Raw genomic sequence first — 23,129 nt, 5'->3', positions numbered from 1 at the left:
AGGTTGAAAATACTAGACAAATACTTATTAAAAACATTCTTACTTACATTTACTACGGTATTTGTAATCTTATTTTTCATATTCATACTTCAAACAGTATGGCTATTTATTTCAGAACTAGCAGGTAAAGATCTCGACTTAATATTGGTCGTGAAATTCCTGCTTTTTTCTATGCCTCGTATTATTCCTCTGGTTTTGCCTTTATCGGTTTTACTAGCATCAATTATGACTTTCGGAAATCTAGCCGAAAATTACGAGTTCGCAGCCATGAAATCTTCAGGAATCTCACTGCAAAGAGCTATGAGAATCTTGATCATTTTTATTTGCGTTTTAAGTATTGTTGCATTTTGGTTTGCAAATAACGTTATTCCGTATGCAGAATATAAATTTGTTAATTTTAGAAAAAACATCGCACAAGCCAAACCCGCAATGGCTATTGCTGAAGGCCAGTTTAACGATGTTGGCACTTATAACATTAAAGTAAATAAAAAATCTGGCGAAAATGGCAACCGTCTTACTGGCGTAACAATTCACGAGAAAGCAAATAATATGGGTGAAAACAAAACCGTAATTAAAGCTAAAACCGGTTTGTTAGTTAGTAATGAAAAATCAAGCATTTTAAAACTGGTTTTAAATGATGGTTATTATTATCAAGACGTTACTCCAAAAAAATATGAAGATCGTGCGAAAATGCCTTTTATAAAAGGAAAATTTAAAACACAGATCATCAATATTGACTTATCTGAACTAAATAAAGTTGACGACAGCAAAGAAAGCATTGCAGGAACAAATGGAATGCTTAATGTTAATGAATTACGTTATACTTTAGACTCATTAAACAAGAATTTAAACAACGAAATTATTTCCTTCTCAGAGAATATTAATCAGCGTGTCGGAATTAAAAAAATCTACAGAGATACTCAAAAAAACATCAAGAAGAAACCGCTTCCAAATGATCTTTTATCTATTTACTCTAACAAAGACAAGGTAGATATTTTAAAAATGGCTGGAAGCAATATAACGAGCAATATATACTCTATTGACACTACTCAACAAGATTTAAAGAACAAACAACGAGACATTAATAAACACCTTCTCGCATTATACGAGAAATTCGTTATTGCTTTTGCTTGCTTTTTAATGTTCTTTATTGGAGCTCCACTTGGTGCGATTATTAGAAAAGGAGGACTTGGACTTCCTATTGTATTTGCGGTTTTAATTTTTATTACTTTCCATTTCATCAATACATTCGGAAAAAGACTATCTCAAGAAGGCGGAATGACCCCTTTTATGGGATCATGGATGTCATCTTTCATCTTGTCTCCACTCGCAGTATTATTAACCTATCGCGCCACAAATGACAATGGGCTAATTAATTTTGATGCAATTACAACTCCGATTTCAAAACTATTTCAGAAAATCTCTGAGCGGTTTTTACCTGCTCAAAAGCAAAAATAATTATGTCAACAACAAAAATACAACTGAATACCATTGAAGAAGCTATAGAAGATATTCGTCAAGGTAAAGTAATCATTGTAGTCGATGATGAGGATCGCGAAAATGAAGGAGATTTTTTGGCTGCGGCCGAAAAAGTAACACCAGAAATGATCAATTTTATGGCTACTCACGGACGCGGATTAATTTGTACACCACTTACAGAAAGCCGATGCAAAGAATTAGATCTTCGCGCAATGGTAACCAATAACACAGATCATATGGAAACTGCTTTTACAGTTTCTGTTGATTTAAAAGGCCAAGGAGTTACTACAGGTATTTCTGCTGCCGATAGATCAAAAACAGTTCAATCTTTAGTCGATCCAAATACAAAACCTCACGATTTAGCTCGTCCTGGACATATTTTCCCTTTAATAGCTAAACAAGGCGGTGTTTTAAGAAGAACTGGACATACCGAAGCTGCAATTGATTTTGCACGTTTGGCAGGATTTAAACCAGCAGGTGTAATCTGCGAAATTTTGAACGAAGACGGAACAATGTCGCGTTTGCCAGAATTGATTAAAGTCGCTAAAAAGTTTGATCTAAAACTAGTTTCTATCGAAGATTTGGTTGCTTATAGAATGCAGCATGATAGTTTGATTGTTAAAAAAGAAGATTTTGATATCGAAACTCGTTTTGGAACATTCAGATTAAGAGCTTACGAACAAACTACAAATAAGCAAATACATATTGCCTTAACCAAAGGAACTTGGAATCTTGGCGAACCTATCTTAACGAGAATTCACTCTTCTCAGGTAAATAACGACTTGCTAGGCACATTGACTAATAATGCAGAACAGCAATTAGACGATATGTTTAAAGTGATTAATGAGAACGGAAAAGGTGCTGTTATCTTCATTAATCAAGACATGACAGCTGTTAACCTTTTAAACAGAATTTCTGAACTTAAGTCATTACAAGCCAACGGAACTTTAAAAGCGCCAAAAGTTATTATTGACAGCAAAGATTATGGTATTGGAGCTCAAATTCTTCATGATTTAGATATTTCTAAAATTAGATTGGTTTCAAATACAGAACAAACAAAACGAGTTGGTATGATTGGATACGGACTTGAAATTACAGAATACGTTAAATACTAATATGGGAACAGTAGAAGAAAGAATTCAAAAATCAGAAACTCGAATTTTTAAAGCCGTTTTTCCTAGCACAACCAATCATTACGATACTCTTTTTGGAGGAACGGCACTACATCTTATGGATGAAGTTGCTTTTATCTGTGCTACGCGTTTTAGCCGTAAAAAAGTTGTAACGATTTCTACAGGTCAAATTGACTTTAAAAAAGCAATTCCGGCAGGAACTTTAATCGAATTAGTGGCAAAAGTAGATAGCGTTGGAAGAACAAGCTGTAAAATTCATGTCGATATTTTTATGGAACAAATGTATTCTGAGCTTCGCGAAACGGTTGTTTCAGGAACTTTTTCGTTTGTTGCTGTCGATGAAAACAAAAAACCAACGCCAATTTTAGACGATTTGGATTAATTTTTTAAAAAATCTCTTTTTCGGAAATACTGATACTTAGATACTTGAAAATTATTTTAAAAAACTTCAAAAAAAAGTCTAAAAAAAGTTTTCAGAACCGAAAAACCGTCTTATATTTGCACCCGCAATCAGACAATGAGAGCAACATACTGGAGAAATGGCAGAGCGGTCGAATGCGGCAGTCTTGAAAACTGTTGACTGTAACAGGTCCGGGGGTTCGAATCCCTCTTTCTCCGCTTCATGAGATTTCTAAGAAAATCTTCAAAAAACAAAAACCTTTAGATCCTACGATTTAAAGGTTTTTCTGCTTTTACAATTATGTTTTCAAGACTTCTGAAGACCTAAATCATAACGCCAGATTTAGCAATCATTTGGAGGTTAATTTACTACTCTAAAAGACATTAATCACTCTTTTTTTGACAATAAAACAGCATTTTGCAACAATAACACTTCTTCTTTTAAACTTTTGTTTTCAATCTCCATTTTTTTGTATAAACCAACCTTAAGTCCATTCTGGAAACTGCGTTTTATTTAAGTCAAGCTTTTCAATTTCTTTTATATCAGCACTATCAAGTTTAAAATCAAAAATGTCAAGATTTTCTATAATATGTACTTTTTGAGAAGATCTCGGAATAGCTACAATGCCACGTTGGTAATGCCATCTCAAACTTACCTGCGCTGTAGTTTTACCATGTTTTTGAGCAATTTTAGTTAATATTTCATTTGTAAAAAGACCATTACGCCCTTCTGCAAAAGGAGCCCATGCTTGCATTTGGATATTATGCTGTTTTAATACCTTATAGTCATTTGTCTGCTGAAAATAAGCGTGTGTTTCAATTTGATTTATCACAGGTTTTACCTCAGCATAAGATAAAAGATCCGCTAGTTGTATTGGATCGAAATTACTTATGCCAATCGCTTTAATTTTTCCTGCTTTGTAAAGTTCTTCCATTGCTTTCCAAGATCCTTTCACATCACCTCTTGGACGATGAATCAGATACAGATCAAGATATTCAAGTTGCAGTTTTCTTAGTGTCTCTTCAAAACCTTTTTTAGCATTTTCATAACCAGCATCATCAACCCATAGTTTTGATGTAACAAAAAGCTTTTTCCTGTCAATTCCGCTTTGTTTTATGCCTCTGCCCACTGCTTCTTCATTTCCATACACTTTTGCAGTATCAAGAAGACGATAACCTGCCGATATAGCTTCAGCAACTGATTGCTGGCATACTTCCCCACTAAGACCATATGTACCAAATCCTAGTATAGGCATTTTGACACCGTTATTCAGCTTGACATCTGGAATCTGAACATCTTTTTTTTCTACGACAACATTTCCGAATAGTTCAGGCATTCCAAAAACACCTAAGTAAATTCCTGCGGCCGCGAATTTTGCACTGGTTTGTAAAAAACTGCGTCGGCTTATTTCATTTTTTTGGTTTTGAGAACTCATATTTCTGGTATTAGTCGATTCATAAAATCAATTACTAAAAGTAAATATTATATTTTAAAAATGAAGCTCATTTTTTTGAATTCCTAAGATCTTAATACTCTTAGTTTCTTTTACTAAACAGATATTATTCATTGTTATTTTTTCACGTAATAAAAAAGGCGCTTAAAAATTTTAAGCACCTCTTTTTGTAATTCATTTTACCAATCAATTATTACTTTACAAACTCAATAATAAAACCTCCTTTTGGAGCCATATTGTATTTCCACTTAGCATCAATTGGATGAGTTTCTACTTTAAAATCCATCAATGGGTCTTTACCTTCAGAAATGATTCTGAATTTTGAATGCCCTTTTCCGTATTTAGTCAGATCAATAGAAACAGGTAAAACTGTGTTAGTTCCGTTTATTCCGATGATATAAGAAAGATTATCTTTTTTACGTGACAACACGATTGATTTTCCTGGTTCTGCCACAATAGCCTCAGTTTTATCCCAAGTGGCAGGCATTTCTTTCAACAAATCTTTAAGTTCATTTGGCAATGAATTAAAAACCTCTTCCGAATCGGCAAAATGAATAATCCCTGAGGTATAAATCATAGCCATTGCCAATTCATGAACCGAAGTATTTAAACGTGTATATTTTCTAAAAGTTAAAGCAAATGGCGTGTAATCAGCTGGACCAGCAACGTTTCTTGTAAAAGGCAATACGGTATTTTGTTCTGCTGCTTTTTCTGGAAATCTTGGTTCATAAAAATAACTTTCTGTTCCTAAAATAGCTTCTGCGGTTACAAAATTCGGCCATGTTCTGTGCCAGCCTCTTGGAACTGTTGTTCCATGTAAGTTTACCAATAAATGTTCTTTTGCTGCATCTTCAAAAACGCCTTGCAAAGCTGCCATAACTTCTTGCCTGTCTGAACACCAAAAGTCAATTTTTACTCCTTTTATTCCCATTTCAGCCAATTCTTTAAATCTCTTTTTTCTTTTTTCTGAATCAAAGTATTCTGCTGAAAATCCCCAAACTAATGGCTGCACTCCTTTAGACAATGCATAATCTACAATTTTCCCTTCCTTGTTGGCTTTTTCCCAACCAGCATCAAAAAGCGTGTATTTGAAACCAAATGAAGCCGAAACATCCGTAAATTTATTATACATTTCTGGCGTAAAATCTTCTGGATGCGACCACCACGACCAAGCCGCTTTTCCAGATTGAATCCAAGAAACATCTTTAATTTTAGAAGCTGGAGCTAAATCAGTAATCATTGTAGACAATAAAATATTACCTGCATTATCTCCAATCATAATAACTCTCCAAGGCATTGTCCACGGTTCTGCAGACTCAGGATATGCATTTCCTTTATCTGGTAATGGCAAAGTAAATTTCTCATCATTTTTAGCAAAGGCAATGGTGTACATTCCGTTTTTAGAATCTGGCGCTAAATGACAGCCTGGAAATGAACCGTCTGTACCAGATTCTGCAATCAGTACCCAGTTTTTAGCATCGTTTACATTAAAAAGTGCTGGCATACACCAACCAATAGATTCGTTTCGAGCACCGCTTATTGGATCTCCTGATTTTACATTTACATAAAAATCTTCATAACCTGGTGTATAATCTCCAGCCTTATTATAAGGTTGCAACCATCCTTTTGCTTTTTGATCGATATGGAATCCTGTTATTTCATTTTTAAGAACTTTTGATCCATTCACTTTATTATCAAACTTATATCTAAAAGCAACACCTTCTTCTCCTGCAATTAAGTCTATCGTCATCAAAGCACCTTGTTTGTTTTTGAAAGTGATGCTTTTGGTTTTAAAAACATGATCAGCTGTTTTATTATTGGCTACTTTAAGTTCATATTTCTCACGTTTTTCTTCTATTGGAGAAACATTTACAACAGATAATCCAGTAGTAAAATCATCATTCTCGAAAGTCAATCCAAGAGGAGAATCAAGTATAACAGCTTTATCATGACGCGTAACTTTATAAGACAATTGTCCGTCTTCGCTTAAAGACAGTGAGATCTGATTGAGATTGTCCTTAGATTTTAGCGAAAGTGATGTATTCTGTGCCTTACAATTCGTCAGCAGAAAAAATACTGACGGCATCAGGACAATTAAAAATCGGTTTACAAACTTTTTTTTCATTATATAAATATTTAAAGGTGATAGTTAAATTTTGTCAGTTACTATATCAAAAGTATAAGCAATGGTTTCATCGTAGATTTGACCTGCTCCAAATAAAGTGTTAGGAAAATATTCATGATTGGGACTGTCAGGATAATACTGACATTCTAAACAAAGTCCGTCAAAAGATTGGTATAATTTAGAATGTTCACCGATTAGTGCACTGTCTAAATAATCTCCTGTATAAAGCTGCACACCCGGATATGAAGTATAAACTCGCATTATTCTACCTGATTTTTCTTCAATCAATTTACAAACAAGTTTTTCATCAACACGATTGCGATCTAAAACATAATAAAGATTTAGTCCCTTGTTTTGCATTACGTCACCCAGTTTATCATTCATAAATAAATATTCGTCAGCTAGTATAATTTTTCCTGTCGGAATATAGTCGGCCGTACTTTCTAATATTTTTGATCCTTGAATGGTTAATCTATGATTGTGAATTTTATCTTGACAAGCAGATAAATTGAAATAAGAATGATTGGTAAAATTAAGCGGAGTCGATTCGCTGGCTTCCGCCAAAAACTGAATTTTCAATTCGTTTTGATCAGTCCATTTATAAATCACTTTTAGATTTACATCTCCCGGAAAACCGCCTTCTCCACTTCTGTTTTCAAGTGAAAAAATCACAGCATCGTTTTCTATTTTAAAATCGAATACTTTAGAATTAAATCCTGCTGAACCGCTGTGATTGCTATTTTTTCCGTCGTTTTTATCCAGATAATACGTTTTATTCTCAATAGAAAACGAAGCATTATTTATTCGGTTTGCAAAACGCCCGATTGTCGCTCCGATATAAGCCTTGTCTTTTAAATAACCTTCTAAAGTAGGAAAACCTAAAACTACATTTTCTTTCTTCCCATTTTTATCTGGCACAACTATGGATTTTACTATGGCACCATAATTAAGCAGCTCCACATAATTTCCTTGGCTGTTTGTAATAGTAAATTTGAAAACTTCTTGATCTGCAAACCAGCCAAAAGACTCGTATGCAATTATATTGGTAGAATTCATATTGGTTTAAAAAAGGTCAGAAAAGATTTAAGTTAGATTAGAATTTCAAATTTACTTTTGATAATTGTGCTTAAAATGGACATTTTTTTTGAAAGCATGGATTAAATTATGATATTTGAAAAACAAGATTCAGGAAAATGAAAAACGCATCGCAAAAGGAAAAAATAAAAGTTAAAGAAGGTTTTTTAGGACAGCGCATGATTGTAATTCCTAAAAACATACTTTCCAATATCAAAAAGAATCCGCTTATTTCGAGTTTGTATTTTACCGATATTGGCGTTTTTCCTAATGCGAGCCATCATTCCATGAAGCGAAAACACGGAAGCAAACAATATATCCTGATTTATTGTTATAAAGGAGAAGGCATTATTAGCCGAGAAAACAAAACCATTACACTCAAAGCCAATACCTTTTATATTATTCCGCCAGAAGTTGCGCATGATTATTATGCTTTAAAACAAAATCCGTGGAGTATTTATTGGATTCATTTTACTGGACCACAAGCACCTTATTTTTACGATAAATTCATAACCGAATATCCTGATACCGCTCCGCAATTATCGCTTGAAGAAAGACGTATCGAACTATTTGACAACATATTAGACGTTATGGAAGATGGTTACAGCTCCAGCAATCTCGAATTTGCCAATTTATCTTTATGGCAGCTACTGAATACCTTTTTGTATGAGAAATTTTTCATTCAAAAAAACCGAAAATTTTCAGAGGATAATACTATTGAGTCGGCTATTGATTATATGAAAAATCATCTGGAACTTTCGTTAAAAATAAACGATGTTGCAGCTTATTTTAATTATTCATCATCACATTTTTTTACCTTATTTAAGAAACAGACGGGGTATTCTCCTATACATTATTTCAATTATCTAAAAATGCAGAAAGCCTGTCAATACCTAAGTTTTACGACTATGAGCATAAAAGAAATCAGTTTTAATTTAGGTTTTAATGATCCGCTATATTTCTCCCGTTTATTCAAGAAAATAATGAGTACATCACCTATTCAATATCGAACAGAATATAAGCAGTAACGCAATTGTTTTCGGATTTTAAAACATGATGCCAAAAAATCAGATTATAATCCATCTATTCAAAAAAAATATCCATAAATCAAAGGTTCCGATTCCGCTAATTTTACAAAAGCTATTAAAACCTTTTTATGAAAAATTACAATTATACCTTTTTACTATCAATTAGTCTAGTTGCAGCACTGGGTGGTTTACTCTTTGGCTACGACTGGGTTGTTATTGGCGGAGCAAAACCATTTTACGAAATTTATTTTGGCATTTCAGATTCTCCAGCTCTTCAAGGCTGGGCAATGAGCAGTGCTCTTGTTGGCTGTGTGGCAGGTGCTGCTGTTGCAGGAAAACTAGCCGATACTTACGGAAGACGTCCTCTACTGATTGCTGCCGCCGTATTATTCTCCTTATCGGCAATTGGAACAGGAGCTTCAGAAACCTTCAACATATTTATTGTCTGGCGTATTATTGGAGGAATCGGAATTGGAGTTGCTTCTACCATTTCGCCTTTATATATTGCAGAAATCGCACCTCAGGAAACCCGCGGACTTTTCGTGTCCATAAACCAACTTACCGTAGTTATCGGAATTCTTGCAGCACAGATTACAAACATGCTAATCACAGAAGTTATTCCAACTGGTTATTCTCACGCACAGATTCTTGCTTCTTGGAACGGACAAACTGGATGGCGATGGATGTTTTGGGCAGGATTTTTCCCGGCTGTTCTTTTCTTTCTATTGATGTTTCTGATTCCAGAAAGCCCAAGATATTTGGCTAAAAAAGAGAATCAAAATTCGGCAGAAGATACTCTTGCTAAAATTGGAGGAATTGATTATGCTAGAGAAGAGCTTTCAAAAATTAAAGAAACTTTTACACACGAAAGCGAAAAGACCGATTTCAAAATATTATTCGACAAAAAAGCTTTTTCGATCTTAATTATCGGAATCGTATTGGCCGCTTTCCAACAATGGTGCGGTATTAATATCATTTTCAATTACGCTCAAGAAATCTTTGTTTCGGCTGGTTACAGTATAAACGATTTGTTCATGAATATTGTGATAACAGGAAGCATTAACTTGGTTTTCACTCTAGTTGCTATGGGAACTGTAGACAAATTAGGCCGTAAAAAACTAATGCTTTTTGGTTCTGGAGCACTTGCTGTAATCTATGCTTTACTAGGATATTTTTATTATACCAATGTTACCGGATTTCCATTGTTGCTATTGGTATTATTAGCCATTGCCATTTATGCAATGTCTCTTGCTCCTATTACTTGGGTTATTTTATCTGAAATTTTCCCTAACCGAATTAGAGGTGTAGCAATGTCTATTGCCACTTTTGCGCTCTGGATTGCTTCTGCAATATTAGTACAGACCTTTCCAATTTTTAACAACTATCTGGGCACGTCAGGCACTTTCTGGCTGTATGGAATTATCTGTGCCTTAGGATTTCTATTTGTTTTCAGAAAACTTCCTGAAACAAAAAACAAAAGTCTTGAAGAGATTGAGGAGCTTATGGCTGCTGATCAATCAAAACATATTCAATAATTTAAATTTCATTACATCATGCAAAAAGTAAATGTTTGGAAGGAAAAAATAATCCTGCCAACTTATGAGGTGGGCAAACCTGAAAAAAATCCTGTATTTATTGAGAAAAGAGTGTATCAGGGAAGTAACGGATCGGTATATCCTTATCCGGTTATTGAAAAAATCGCGGACGAAAAAACAGATAAAGAATATCAGGCCGTATATCTTGAAAATGAATTCATTAAAATAATGATTCTGCCTGAACTTGGCGGAAGAGTTCATATGGCTTATGACAAAACTAAAAACCGTCATTTTGTATATTACAATCAGGTTGTAAAACCTGCATTGGTAGGACTTACAGGTCCGTGGATTTCTGGCGGAATCGAATTTAACTGGCCTCAACACCACAGACCAACTACATTTGATCCTGTAGATTTTACGATTGAAGAACATGAAGACGGAAGCGCAACAGTTTGGTGCAGTGAAGTTGAGCGTATGTTTAGAACCAAAGGTATGGCTGGTTTCAGATTATATCCTGATAAAGCGTATTTAGAAATTAAAGCGCAATTATACAACAGAACGTCATTTCCACAGACTTTTTTATGGTGGGCAAATCCTGCTGTAAAAGTAAACGACGATTATCAATCAGTTTTTCCGCCTGATGTAAATGCTGTTTTTGATCACGGAAAACGTGATGTTTCCTCTTTCCCAATTGCAAAAGGAACGTATTATAAAGTCGATTATTCGCCTGGAACAGATATTTCACGTTATAAAAACATTCCGGTTCCGACTTCTTATATGGCGATTGCTTCAAAATATAATTTTGTTGGCGGATACGAAAATGATTCAAAAGGTGGCTTATTGCACGTTGCCAATCATCATGTTTCTCCAGGAAAAAAACAATGGACTTGGGGACATGGCGATTTTGGACGTGCTTGGGACAGAAATCTTACTGATGAAGATGGTCCGTATATCGAATTGATGTGTGGTGTTTATACAGATAATCAGCCTGATTTTACTTGGATTATGCCAGGCGAGCAAAAAGATTTCACACAGTATTTTATGCCATATCGTGATTTGGGAGTAGTAAAAAATGCAACCAAAAATGCGATGGTTAACTTAGAAAACATCGGCGATCAATTAGTTATTAAAGCATACACAACTGGAGTTTATCCAAAAACGACGGTGACTTTAAAAAATAATGGCTCAGTTTTATTCCAAAAACAATATGATGCATCGCCATACAATTCATTTGAAGAAACAATTGATTTCAATACCTCATCAGGTTTAGAAGGATTGTCAATTACTGTAACAGATGCTGATGATAAAGTTTTAGTAGATTGGAATTACGAAGCTCAAAACGAAGATGAGATTCCAGAAGCTGCAAAACCTGCTCTTGCACCTGAAGATATAGAAAATAACGAGCAATTATTCCTGACAGCGCAGCATTTAGAGCAATACAGACACGCCACTTATAGTCCGATTCCGTATTACGAAGAAGCGCTTAAACGTGATTCTGGTGATGTTCGTGCTAATAATGCAATGGGATTATGGCTGATGCGTCGAGCAAAATTTGCAGAAAGTGAGCCATATTTCAGAGCTGCTATTAAAACGCTTACACAGCGAAATCCAAATCCGTACGATGGAGAAGCGTATTTCAATTTAGGATTGTCACTTAAATATCAGAATAAAAACGAAGAAGCATACGATGCTTTTTACAAATCGACTTGGAATGCAGCTTGGCAGAATCAGGGTTATTTTTATGTAGCGCAGCTTGATGCTTTAAAAGGTGATTTCGATTCAGCTTTGACTCACATTCAAAAAGCGATTTCTAAAAATACAGAAGATCATAAAGCATTGCATTTGCAGGTGGCTTTTCTTAGAAAATTAAACCAAAAAGAGAAAGCGATTCAGCTTGCTAATGCTTATTTAGAGAATGATTCTTTCAATTTTGGATTACTATTCGAAAAGTATCTTCTAAGTAATGACAAACAGGATTTAACGTATTTAAATGCACTTATTCGAAACAACATTCATACGTATATCGAATATGCCTTAGATTACAATGCAGCAGGTTTGTATCAAGAAGCTTCTGCTTTATTAAGTGAAGGATTAAAAGACGAAAATACCTATCCGATGGCTTGGTATTTTGCGGGTTCGTTTTATGAAAAGCTGAATGATTTTAATCAAGCTGAAAAATGTTTCAAGATGGCTTCTCAAGCAAAACCTGATTATTGTTTCCCAAATCAGATTGAAGCTGCTTTGGTGCTTTCAGAAGTTATCGAGAAACAGACTAACGATGCAAAAGCGCTGTATTATCTAGGAAACTTTTGGTATGCATCAAAATTTTATGATGATGCGATTTCGTGTTGGGAAAAATCGGTTTCAATTGATGATAGTTTTCCAACTGTACACCGTAATCTTTCATTGGCTTATTACAACAAATTGAACGATGAGCAAAAAGCACTAGCAAGTCTGGAAAAAGCTTTTTCACTTGATTTGGAAGATGCAAGAATTCTAATGGAATTGGATCAGTTGTACAAACGTTTAAATAGAGATTTGGTTTTCAGGTTGGCCTTCTTAGAAAAACATTTAGAATTGGTTATTCAAAGAGATGACGTGTATTTAGAAAGAGTTGCTTTGTATAATCTTTTAGGGAAACACGATAAAGCACTTACGTTACTGCAAAACCGAATGTTCCATCCTTGGGAAGGCGGTGAAGGAAAAGTAAGCGGGCAATATTTGATTTCTTTAACTGAAATTGCGAAACAGGAAATTGCGCAAGGAAACTATGATAAAGCCATAACGCTTTTGGAACAAGCACAAATTTATCCTGATAATTTAGGTGAAGGAAAATTACCTGGAGCACAGGAAAATGATATCCATTACTGGCTTGGTGTTGCTTATGAAAAGAAAAGCGATCTACAACAAGCTAATAATTGGTGGGAAAAAGCAACGCAAGGTTTAGAAGAACCAACAGCAGCTATTTTTTATAATGACCAACAGCCTGACAAAATTTTCTATCAAGGCTTGGCTTATCTGAAATTAAATGATTTTGCTGAAGCGAATAAACGTTTTGAAAAGCTCGTAGCTTACGCAAAAAAACACGTAAACGATCATGTTACGATTGATTATTTTGCGGTATCACTTCCAGATCTTATGATTTGGGAAGATGATCTGGACAAACGAAACAAAATTCACTGCTTGTATATGCAAGGATTAGGTCTTTTAGGTCTTGATAAAAAAGCTGAAGCAGAACAAACTTTTAATAGTGTTCTAGCAGAAGAGAAAAGCCATTCAGGGGTTACGATACATTTATCTCTTCTAAAAAATGAAGAATCAGTTTTTATAGGTTAATATAAAAACAGTTTTTTGAAGAAAAAGGTTTGATGATTCATTTCATCAAACCTTTTATTTTTTCTAATATATAAAAATAGGAAAATTTAATTTGCAGGTCTATCTTCTGTTCTTATTCCCCATTTTTTATTAGGTTTTGATCCCATAACAAATTCTAAAGTTCCTCCGGAATCCAAATCTGACTGCTTAATAAAGGTTTTAGTGTAAGTCTTACCATTTAGTTTTGCGCTCTGAATGTAAACATTTTGATCTGATACATTTTTGGCAGTTACTTTAAACGTTTTTCCGCCTTGCAATTCAATTATTGCTTCTTTCAAAATTGGAGAGCCAATAACATACATTCTGTTTGCTGGATTTACAGGATAAAATCCCATGGCACTAAAAATATACCAAGCCGAAAGTTCACCGCAATCGTCATTTCCAGAATAACCTGATGAAGTAGTATTGTACATCTTTTTCATGATTTCAGCAGTATATTTTTGTGTTTTCCACGGTTGACCTGCATAGTTGTACAAATACGCAATATGATGGCTCGGTTCGTTTCCGTGCGCATATTGCCCAATAAAACCTGAAGCATTATCATTTACTTCTTCTGGTTTATCTTCTAAAGTAAAAAATGTATCTAGTTTTTTAGTAAATAATTGATCATTTCCAACTAAGCTAATTAAGCCTTTTACATCCTGAGGAACATACCAAAAGTATTGCCATCCATTTCCTTCTGTAAACGGATAACCGCCATTAGCGCCATATTTTAAAGGATCAAATGGACCAATCCAATTTCCTTTATCATCTTTAGCTCTAAAAAAACCAATTTCTTTATCGTATAGATTTCTATAAAACTGAGAGCGTTTTGTAAAATGATTATAGTCTTCTATTTTAACTAATTTCTTTGCTAATTCAGCCACACACCAATCATCGTAAGCCATTTCTAAAGTAAGTGAAACCGATTGTGATTTTAAGTTTTCTGGAATATATCCAAACTTTTCCCAGATACCAAACGGAGATCCAGGGTGTTCGCGCATTGCTGAGTTCTTAATAGCCTCGTAAGCCAAATTGGAATCAATTCCTGGTAAATTCTTCATTACTGCATCTGCAATTACTGGAATAGCATGATTTCCAATCATACAATAATTTTCTTGTCCCCATAGTTGCCAAATTGGTAAATAGCCAAAAACTTTATAATACGCCAGCATGCTGTTTACGAAATCGGCTGAACGTTCTGGCTGAATTAAAGTGTATAACGGATGCGCTGCACGATACGTGTCCCACAAAGAAAAGGTAGAATAATAAGGTTTTGAAGCATTTTTAACTGTAAAATCTGCCGAAGGATAATCTCCATTTACATCCGACAAAGTATTTGGCTGAATATAAGTGTGATACAAAGCAGTGTAGAAAATCTGTTTTTGCTCGTCTGTGCCATCAATTTTTATTTTACCGAGTTCTTTTTCCCAAACGGCATCTGCCTCTTTTACCTTTTTTTCAAAATCCCAAGCAGGAATTTCAGACTCTACATTCAATCGTGCATTTTCTATACTTGTTGCAGAGATTCCCACTTTTACAAAAACTTCCTGCTGTTTTGAAACATCAAAATCTAATATGGCTCTTATGGCATTTCCGTTTACTATTCTAGCATTATCATAACTATTACCGCCGTCTTTAACATGATTACGAATTATAGGCTGTGAAAACTCTGCATGAAAATATACTTTTCGCATAGGCGCCCAACCTGTAATAATGCGATATCCTTCAACTGTATGATTATTTGGAAATGATAATTGGGAGGCAATAATTCGCGTGTTCCAATCTGATTTTTTCATCGAATGATCTAAATCGATGATAATATGCGCTTCTTTATTTTTAGGAAAACTGTATTTATGAAAACCCGCTCGTGTAGTTGCCGTTAATTCTGCTTTTACCTGATAATCTAATAATTGAACACTGTAATAACCAGGTTTTGCTGTTTCATTTTTATGAGAGAATTTCGACTGATAGGCATTTTCTCCTTCAGCTTCTTTCACAATTGCACCGCTAAAAGGCATCAGCATTACATCAAATAATTCGGCTACGCCTGTTCCGCTTAAATGAGTGTGGCTAAAGCCTGCAATTGTGGTGTCATTGTAATTATAACCGCAGGCTACACTCCAATCTGGTGTGCTGCGCGTATCTGGACTAAGCTGCACCATTCCAAAAGGAACTGTGGCACCAGGAAAATTATTTCCAGACAAAGGCGATCCATCTGCTGCTCCCGTTCCAATAAACGGATTAACATGTGAAGCAATTCTTTCTGAATTCTGCGCACTTGCTATCACAGAAGCGAATAAACTGCCTATGATTATTATGTTTTTTAAAATCATGATAAAAACTTTGTTTTAAAAAATTAATCCTGCAAACTCAAAAAAGGCCTTGCAGGATTAGGGTTGTTATTAACTACAATTTAGAAGAGGTGGTTTCTTTTAATTCTCCATTCACTTTGATTTTTACTTTTTCAGGTGATGGCGACAGTATTTCGTATTGTATTATTTTACCATTTTTCCATTTCATATTTATGGTAAAATTGCCTTCTGCTTTTAATCCTTTTACTTCGCCTTCTTTTAGCCAAGCGTCTGGCATTGCCGGCAATAATTCGATAAATCCTGCATGGCTTTGTATTAGCATTTCTCCAATTCCTGCCGTAGCTCCAAAATTTCCGTCAATTTGAAAAGGCGGGCCAGCAGAAAGCAGATTCGGATAAACTCCTCCTCCGGCTCCGTAATTGATATTTGTTGCAAGAGTTGGCCTTAAAATGGTTTTCAATAATTTATAAGCTCTGTTTCCGTCTTTTAATCTAGACCAGAAAAGCATTTTATAAGCAATTGACCAACTTGGGCCGTCGTCTCCTCTAACTTCTAAAGTTTTCTTTGCTGCTTCTGCTAAATCTGGAGTACTTTCTGGGGTTATTAAAGAGGCTGGATATAATCCGTACAAATGAGAAACGTGACGATGCTGCGGATCTGGTTCTTTATAAGGTTTCAGCCATTCCTGAATTCTTCCGTCTGGACCAATAACTCCTGAAGGCGGTAATAATTTCAGCCTTTTTTCCAAATCATTTCGCAATTCAGAATCGATTCCGAGTTTTTCAGAAGCTGTAATTACACCATTAAACAATTCACGTACAATTTGATTGTCGATTGTCGGCCCCATGCAAACATGCGCGTCCTGACCATTTGGAAGCAAAAATGAATTTTCTGGCGATACTGATGGCGAAGTTACTAGCCAACCTGTTTCCGGATCTTTTACCAACATGCTGTTGTAAAACTGAGCTGCTCCTTTGATTATCGGATAAATTTCTGCTAGATAATTTTGGTCTTTGGTATACAAATAATGATTCCATAAATTGTTGCAAAGCCAGCCTGATCCTGCTTTTGCAATTCCCCAAGAAGCACTTTCTCCTGGTTCTGTAAATCCCCAGACGTTCGTGATCACATGCGCCACCCATCCATCAGCATTGTAATAGGCTTTTGCCGTTTTTTCTCCGTAAGGAACCATTCCTTTTACCAAATCTTTTAGCGGAAGATTCAATTCAGATAAATTTCCTGTTTCTAATGCCCAATGATTCATCTGAACATTTACGTCAAGATGATAATCGCCATTCCACGGAGTTTGAACCTGATGCGCCCATAAACCTTGCAAATTTGGAGGCAGCAATCCGACTCTTGTACTGCTAATGCTTAAATAACGTCCGTATTGGTAAAACAAAACGGGAAGCTCAGTATCTGAATCTGGTTCTTTTAAAAACGCATCTAAACGTTCATTTGTTGGCAATGTTTTCTGAACTGGTTTTCCAAAATTTAAAGCCACGCGATTAAACAGTTTCTGATAATTTTGAATATGTATTTTCTTCTGATCGTCGTATTTTTTCTGCATCGCTACATCCAAAATTTTATCTACAGAAGACTCAAAACTTTTATCTTTAAAATCTGTTCCTGCTGAAATGTACAGAATTACTTCAGTTGCATTTTTTACTTCAATGGTATTATTGGCATAAAAAGCGCTTCCATCTATAATTTTAGCTTTTACTTTGGCTTTATATTTCATCCCTTTTCCGTCAATTCCATTGTTCAATTGTCCTGTCATTACAAGAGAATTGTCATTTCCGTTTTCGGTTTTAAAATGCTCTGGTCTATTCAATTGAACTGTGAAATTCAATTTCCCTTTTTTGCTTGAAGTCAATTTCACAAAAAGAGCATCATCGTCAAAACCTGCAAAATATTCCCGTTTATACGTTATTCCGTCAATCGCAAATTGAGTTGAAGCAAGAGCGGTTCGAATGTTTAGATTTCTGGTGTAATTTACAGGTTGAGATTTGGTTTTATAATCAAATTTTAATGTCATGTCAGCCAAAACCTGATAGCATCCAAATTGTACATTGGCACCGTCACCGCTTCCTGAACCAGGACCTGTACAAACAAAATTTTGATTGATAAGCTGTTCAGCTTCACTGTTTTTATTGGCCAATAATAATTCTCTTATTTGCGGCAAAAAAGTATAGGCTTTATAATTATTTGCATCTTGCGAAGATCCGCTCCAAAGTGTTATATCATTTAGGACTAATTTTTCGGTTTCAATTCCGCCATCAGGCATAATTCCTAAACGCCCGTTTCCTAAAGGCAATGTTTCTTCCCATTGAGAAGCTGGTTTTGTGTACCATAGTTCTAGCTGATTATTTTGCGAATAACCTAGAAATGGCAGTAGTACAAAAAGAAACCGTTTGATTATTTTCATATTCATAGTTTTATTCTTTTGCCACAGATTAAAGAAATTATAATAATTTTTAATCTGCCCTAATTTGTATTAAAAAACTTTAAAAAATTTCTACAAGGTTTTTAGAAACCTTGTAGAAATAGAACTCTTATTTATTGTATGGAATCGCTTTTACAACTGGCTTTTCTCCATTTTTTAAAGCTGATTCATCAAATTCTATTATAACTTCTTTGCTTTCTCCTTTTAACAAAGTGAAATAGCTGTCGCTTGCAATTGCGGGTAATATCTGAGTTCCTGATTTATCATTTAAAACCTGCATCTGAATTCCAAAAGCAATTCCTGATGTACTGGAAACTTTTGCTTTTACCACATATTTTCCGTTTTGTTTTACCACTTTCGAAGTTACATTTACGTTTGCTTTTGGCAGTTTGTTCAATGCTGTAAAATCTTTCATATTGGTTCCTCTCCAATAAAAATTCTCACTGATTACCTTGTTCTGAGCGTCTTTTAGCTTTAAGCGAATAAAATGCACTGGACTTAAATCTGAAGTATCTGTACTATTTTCTGCTCCAAAAACCTGAAAATCGTATAAAGAATAACCCCATCCAGAACCTCGTTTTATGCCTAACATTCGAACATAACGTCCTTTTACCTCATCAAATGCTATATTTTGAAGTCCTTGTTTTCCGTCTTTTATTACACTTGCATCGGTCCAGTTTTTTGCATCTGAACTTATCTGAATTTTATATTCTTTCCCAAAAGCATTTTCCCAATTTAGAGTCACGCGATTGATCACGTATTCGTTTTCAAGATCTACGTAAATCCATTCATTGTCTGTTGAATTACTTGCCCATCTGGTATTAGAATCACCGTCAACAATGTCTTTTACATTTCCTCCATCTGTAGAAGATGCTGTAACATTCTTTTGAAAAGCCAAATCTTTCTGATTCGAGTAAAACGGAATCACAAAGCTTTCTGTTGCTGTATTTGAATAAGAATCTACAACGGCATTTTGTTGGAATTTCGTCACTGGTTTTCCATCTAAATTGTAGACAATAGCTTCTGCCTTTAGATTTTTATAATCGGTTCCTGTGGTATTAATTACTTTTACCGAATTATTCACTGGACTCCACTGAATGTGCATAGGCTCGCAAGCCGATTTTACGCCCCAATAGGCTCCCGTTAAATCGTAATAATAATCGTAAGTCTGCCACACCATACTTGGATAAGACGACTGGCTCATCCAGATCATAATTCCCGAAGCGTCTTCCCACATATGGTCTAACCATCCTTCATACATGGCTTTGTTAGTTTCAATGTTTAATAATTGGGCTTTTCTTGTGTATTCTTCCAAATTGTTAGGTTTTCCATAGCGCTCGTTTATGCTTTTATCATAATTATCTGGAGTTGCATTGAATGCTTTTTGTCCAAAGAAATGCTTGTCCCACATATCGTTTCTTGGCCACCAGTCTTTTTCTGGAATAAATTTCTTGAAGCTTTCTATATTAGGAAAAACGGCTGTACCTATTTCAGATCTTAATCCCCAGCTTGGTCCGTCGCCTGTTCCTGCATAAGGTTCTGGATATTTTGTAAAATAGAATCTCGGATCTTTATTTCCCCAAAGTCCGCTTCCGCTTAAATTTCCTGTATTGGAGCATGGCTGATAATAACGATCGTTGTTGTCGAATGTTTTTACATTTTCGGCAATCCAACCATTTAATGGAGGTTGCGGAAGACCTTCGTTATTGCCGCACCAAAGTGCAATACTTGCATGGTTTCTAACGCGTTTTATTTTCTCGATTACATTACTGTTGAAAACGTGAATATCTAATGGCAGATTTGGATTGGCATTCAGCCAGAAATCATCCCAAACCATTATACCGTATTTATCGCAGGCCTGATAAAATTCGTCGTCTGTAGTTGAGCCTAACCAATTGCGAATGATATTGTAATTCATTTCTTTATGAAGTTTGACTTTCAAGTCATATTCTTCGCCTCTGCATCTCAGCATGTATTCGCTCATTCCCCAGTTTCCTCCTTTCAAGAAAACACGTTTTCCGTTAATGGAAATATGGAGCACGCCACCTTCTGTATCATAAGTATATTTTTTGATGCCAAAAGTTATTTTCTGGCTATCTGAAACTACATTTCCAATTTTAAACGTAAACTGACAAGTGTATAAATTAGGATCTCCGTAACCGTTTGGCCACCATAATTTCGGATTTTGAATGGAAAGTTCTGGAAACTGTTCTTTTGTTAATTTTACATTTGTAATTCCATCGGCATCAAGACTTACTTTTTTAGAAAAAGTGATATTTCCTGGCATAATAACTCCGGTAAGAACACCTTCCTGATTTTGTGCTGATGAATTTTTAAGGTCTACTTTTATTTCAAGATCGGCACGAGCATTTGTTGGCAAGCTGGTATGAACCCAAGGATCTGCAATAGTTACTTTATCAGTGTTGCTTAAGAATACGTCATCTGTAACACCTGAATTTAATCCTGGAACATATGGCATCCAGTCCCAGCCAGCGCTAGAAATATAAGTTGGGCTTCCGTAATTGTTTAAAGGCTGTTTAGGAATGCTTACCAGAATGTTTAAAACGTTTTTTGCTTTACGATGCACCAATTTTGTAATATCAAATTTTCCTCGCTGCATCATACCGCTTAAAACTGCGATTTTTTTTCCGTTAAGATAAATTTCTCCTTCGCGATTTATTCCTTCAAAATTAAGCCAGATAATTTCTTTAGTGAAGTTTTCAGGAATCGTAAATTCTGTTCGATACCAGAAACTGCGGTCATATTTTGCTTTGTCGACTTGATAAATATTATCGCCGAAATTTGGATCTTTTTCTAATCCGCTTACTACATAAGAATTAAAGACAGTTCCCGGAACAACTGCTTTTACCCAATCGGCATCTGAATAGTTTGGAGTAAATATTTTAAGACTGTCTTTTCCAATTTCTGCTTGGGGTTTTACTTTCCAAGCAATATCAGAAGAATTTAAGCTTACTCTATTTTGAGCATAAAAATTTAACGATAAGGCGTTTAAAACAAATAAATAGAGATAAAACTGAATAGTATAGAATTTCATTGTTATTTGAATGATTATAAAATTGTAATTTATTAAAATAGGAATGCCATTTTGGGCTCAGTTTCTAACAGAAAAGCTCACTACTGTTACTACACCTATACCCAAAATGGCATTACAAATCAAAACTGTGATATTAACCAAATCACATGACCAAAAAATAAAAAATTACTATTTAAAGTTTTTTTAGATATTAATAACCAGGATTTTGATCCTCTGGACCAATTTCATCATTAAGCTTGATCTCTCCAATCGGAATAGGATAACGGTTGTGAAATTCAGCAATTGTACCGTTTTGTTTAGCCCATTTGTTGCGAGCACCTACTAATTCTACCAATTTTCCTGTACGAATAAGATCCATTCTTCTCCAACCTTCAAAAGCTAATTCACGCATACGTTCATCCAAAATTTGAACTCTAAATTGCGTTTGAGAAAGTCCACTCCATTTCATAGCATCAGGCAATGTTCCTCCAAAAGCTCTTGTACGAACCTGATTTACATATCCTTCGGCTTCTGTTGTGTTTCCTAATTCATTTAAACATTCTGCGTAGCTAAGTAATACGTCAGAGTATCTGATATATGGTTTGTTTTTTCCTGAATTCCAAAACGATTGTTTTCCATCTACACGAATATCTTCGTATTTTTTAATGTGCGGATCCAACTCATCACCACCAAAACCAGCTGGAAGTGTTGGCACAACTCCTTTATAGGTAAAGTCATAACGAATGCTCGCCGCTTTACGCATATCACCTGCTTCCCATATTCCTCCATCAGTTTTATCTTTATAGCAATATTGAGTAGGAAGAATTAAGTCATAACCACCAAAATAAGCGTACTGATCCATGTTAGCCAAAACTCTTGAGCCTGTCTGCCATTGTATTTGGTTGTTATCTGGCCAGTTATTAGTATACTGCCATTCGTATAAAGATTCTGGAGAGTTAGCATGATCTGGGCTAAAAACATCTGCATAATTAGGCAATAAACTGTATTTTCCAGATTTAATAACTTCTTCAAACCATTGTTTTGCTTTGGCATAATCACGGTATCCTGACGCTTGTGGAGCATATAGATATACTTTCCCTAATAGTGCTTGAGCCACTCCTTTTGCAGGAAATGCAGGATTGCTCTGTGTTGCAGGAAGTTTTTCAACTGCTCTTTCCAAATCGGCAACTATATAAGAATACACCAAAGGTAGAGGCTGACGTTTTAAGCCAAATTCTGCCGATTTTGCTTTATCGTTAATTGGTATTTCTCCCCAATATTGTGTAAGCTCAAACATTAATGTAGCTCTTAAAAAACTAGCTTCCCCCATTAAAAGGTCACGTTTTGCGCTATCTTCTTCAGTATTGATTCCTAATGCTCTAATAGATTGTGCCGCTACTTCAATTACTGGCCATCTGTCATTCCATAATTGCCCAATTGCCTGATTCTCCTGGCTTAAAAAACCATTGTACAAATCAAGTCCTGCTTGGTTTGCATCTCCAGTTACCTGCAAAGCTCCTTGTTGCGCTTCGTCTGTACCAAGAGAAGTATAAAGACCAGCACGGTCTTTTTGCATATTTCTCCAATTCGTTATAGCTCCTAATAGAACAGGTTCTATTTTTCCTAAACTGCCATAAGCTTGGGCAGCAGTAAGTGAACTTTTAGGGTCTTCATCCAAAAAATCTGAAGAGCAGGATCCTGATAATATAGCTAGAGCCATAAAGGCTATAATTTTTGCTTTCATAAAAATAAT

13 protein-coding genes and 1 tRNA gene are annotated in these 23,129 nt (G+C 35.2%); 7 read left to right on the top strand and 7 right to left on the bottom strand.

Annotated features, from left to right (window positions below):
- The first annotated feature begins 3 nt into the window (after positions 1–3).
- The 4 genes from JC605_RS13830 (at position 4) to JC605_RS13815 (ending at position 3,230) form a co-directional block, all read left to right on the top strand.
- A complete protein-coding gene (locus JC605_RS13830) occupies positions 4–1,458 on the top strand; it encodes an LptF/LptG family permease (protein WP_198856760.1) in 1,455 nt (484 codons plus the stop codon).
- 2 nt (positions 1,459–1,460) lie between these two features.
- On the top strand, positions 1,461–2,594 hold the full coding sequence (gene ribB / locus JC605_RS13825; protein ID WP_198856759.1) for a 3,4-dihydroxy-2-butanone-4-phosphate synthase: 1,134 nt from the start codon (positions 1,461–1,463) through the stop codon (positions 2,592–2,594).
- A gap of 1 nt (position 2,595) precedes the next feature.
- Positions 2,596–2,994 (top strand): acyl-CoA thioesterase, encoded by a 399-nt coding sequence (locus tag JC605_RS13820; protein ID WP_125721663.1) that lies wholly within the window; start codon positions 2,596–2,598, stop codon positions 2,992–2,994.
- A gap of 151 nt (positions 2,995–3,145) precedes the next feature.
- Positions 3,146–3,230: transfer RNA gene (locus JC605_RS13815), tRNA-Ser, on the top strand.
- A gap of 266 nt (positions 3,231–3,496) precedes the next feature.
- Here JC605_RS13815 and JC605_RS13810 read toward each other — a convergent pair.
- The 3 genes from JC605_RS13810 to JC605_RS13800 all read right to left on the bottom strand — a co-directional run bounded on the left by JC605_RS13810 (position 3,497) and on the right by JC605_RS13800 (position 7,646).
- Positions 3,497–4,447: an aldo/keto reductase gene (locus tag JC605_RS13810; protein ID WP_198856758.1), complete on the bottom strand. Its 951-nt coding sequence runs from the start codon at positions 4,445–4,447 to the stop codon at positions 3,497–3,499.
- A gap of 211 nt (positions 4,448–4,658) precedes the next feature.
- Positions 4,659–6,590 carry a glycoside hydrolase family 97 protein gene (locus JC605_RS13805; protein WP_198856757.1) on the bottom strand — a complete coding sequence of 644 codons (1,932 nt, stop codon included), beginning with the start codon at positions 6,588–6,590 and terminating at the stop codon, positions 4,659–4,661.
- 24 nt (positions 6,591–6,614) lie between these two features.
- The gene (locus JC605_RS13800) at positions 6,615–7,646 is read right to left on the bottom strand and encodes an aldose epimerase family protein (RefSeq protein ID WP_198856756.1); all 1,032 of its coding nucleotides are present in this window, start codon (positions 7,644–7,646) and stop codon (positions 6,615–6,617) included.
- A 137-nt stretch (positions 7,647–7,783) separates the two neighbouring features.
- On the opposite strand from JC605_RS13800, the gene JC605_RS13795 reads away from it, so the two are divergent.
- From JC605_RS13795 to JC605_RS13785, 3 genes are all read left to right on the top strand, one after another.
- Positions 7,784–8,692: an AraC family transcriptional regulator gene (locus JC605_RS13795; protein ID WP_198856755.1), complete on the top strand. Its 909-nt coding sequence runs from the start codon at positions 7,784–7,786 to the stop codon at positions 8,690–8,692.
- Positions 8,693–8,820: 128 nt separating this feature from the next.
- Positions 8,821–10,227 (top strand): sugar porter family MFS transporter, encoded by a 1,407-nt coding sequence (locus tag JC605_RS13790; protein ID WP_198856754.1) that lies wholly within the window; start codon positions 8,821–8,823, stop codon positions 10,225–10,227.
- An 18-nt stretch (positions 10,228–10,245) separates the two neighbouring features.
- Positions 10,246–13,563 (top strand): DUF5107 domain-containing protein, encoded by a 3,318-nt coding sequence (locus tag JC605_RS13785; RefSeq protein ID WP_198856753.1) that lies wholly within the window; start codon positions 10,246–10,248, stop codon positions 13,561–13,563.
- 86 nt (positions 13,564–13,649) lie between these two features.
- On the opposite strand, the gene JC605_RS13780 is transcribed toward JC605_RS13785, so the two are convergent.
- The 4 genes from JC605_RS13780 to JC605_RS13765 all read right to left on the bottom strand — a co-directional run bounded on the left by JC605_RS13780 (position 13,650) and on the right by JC605_RS13765 (position 23,120).
- Positions 13,650–15,917 (bottom strand): GH92 family glycosyl hydrolase, encoded by a 2,268-nt coding sequence (locus tag JC605_RS13780; RefSeq protein WP_198856752.1) that lies wholly within the window; start codon positions 15,915–15,917, stop codon positions 13,650–13,652.
- A 73-nt stretch (positions 15,918–15,990) separates the two neighbouring features.
- Positions 15,991–18,324 (bottom strand): glycoside hydrolase N-terminal domain-containing protein, encoded by a 2,334-nt coding sequence (locus JC605_RS13775; protein WP_233074112.1) that lies wholly within the window; start codon positions 18,322–18,324, stop codon positions 15,991–15,993.
- Between the two features lie 127 nt (positions 18,325–18,451).
- Positions 18,452–21,397 carry a discoidin domain-containing protein gene (locus JC605_RS13770; RefSeq protein WP_198856750.1) on the bottom strand — a complete coding sequence of 982 codons (2,946 nt, stop codon included), beginning with the start codon at positions 21,395–21,397 and terminating at the stop codon, positions 18,452–18,454.
- 190 nt (positions 21,398–21,587) lie between these two features.
- Entirely contained in the window at positions 21,588–23,120 is a 1,533-nt protein-coding gene (locus tag JC605_RS13765; protein ID WP_198856749.1) for a RagB/SusD family nutrient uptake outer membrane protein, read from the bottom strand.
- Positions 23,121–23,129: the final 9 nt, after the last annotated feature.

This window comes from Flavobacterium sp. IB48 (assembly GCF_016405855.1).
Classification (GTDB): domain Bacteria; phylum Bacteroidota; class Bacteroidia; order Flavobacteriales; family Flavobacteriaceae; genus Flavobacterium; species Flavobacterium ginsengisoli.
Note: the sequence above shows the minus strand (reverse complement) of the source record. Positions and strands in the feature narration are given on the sequence as shown.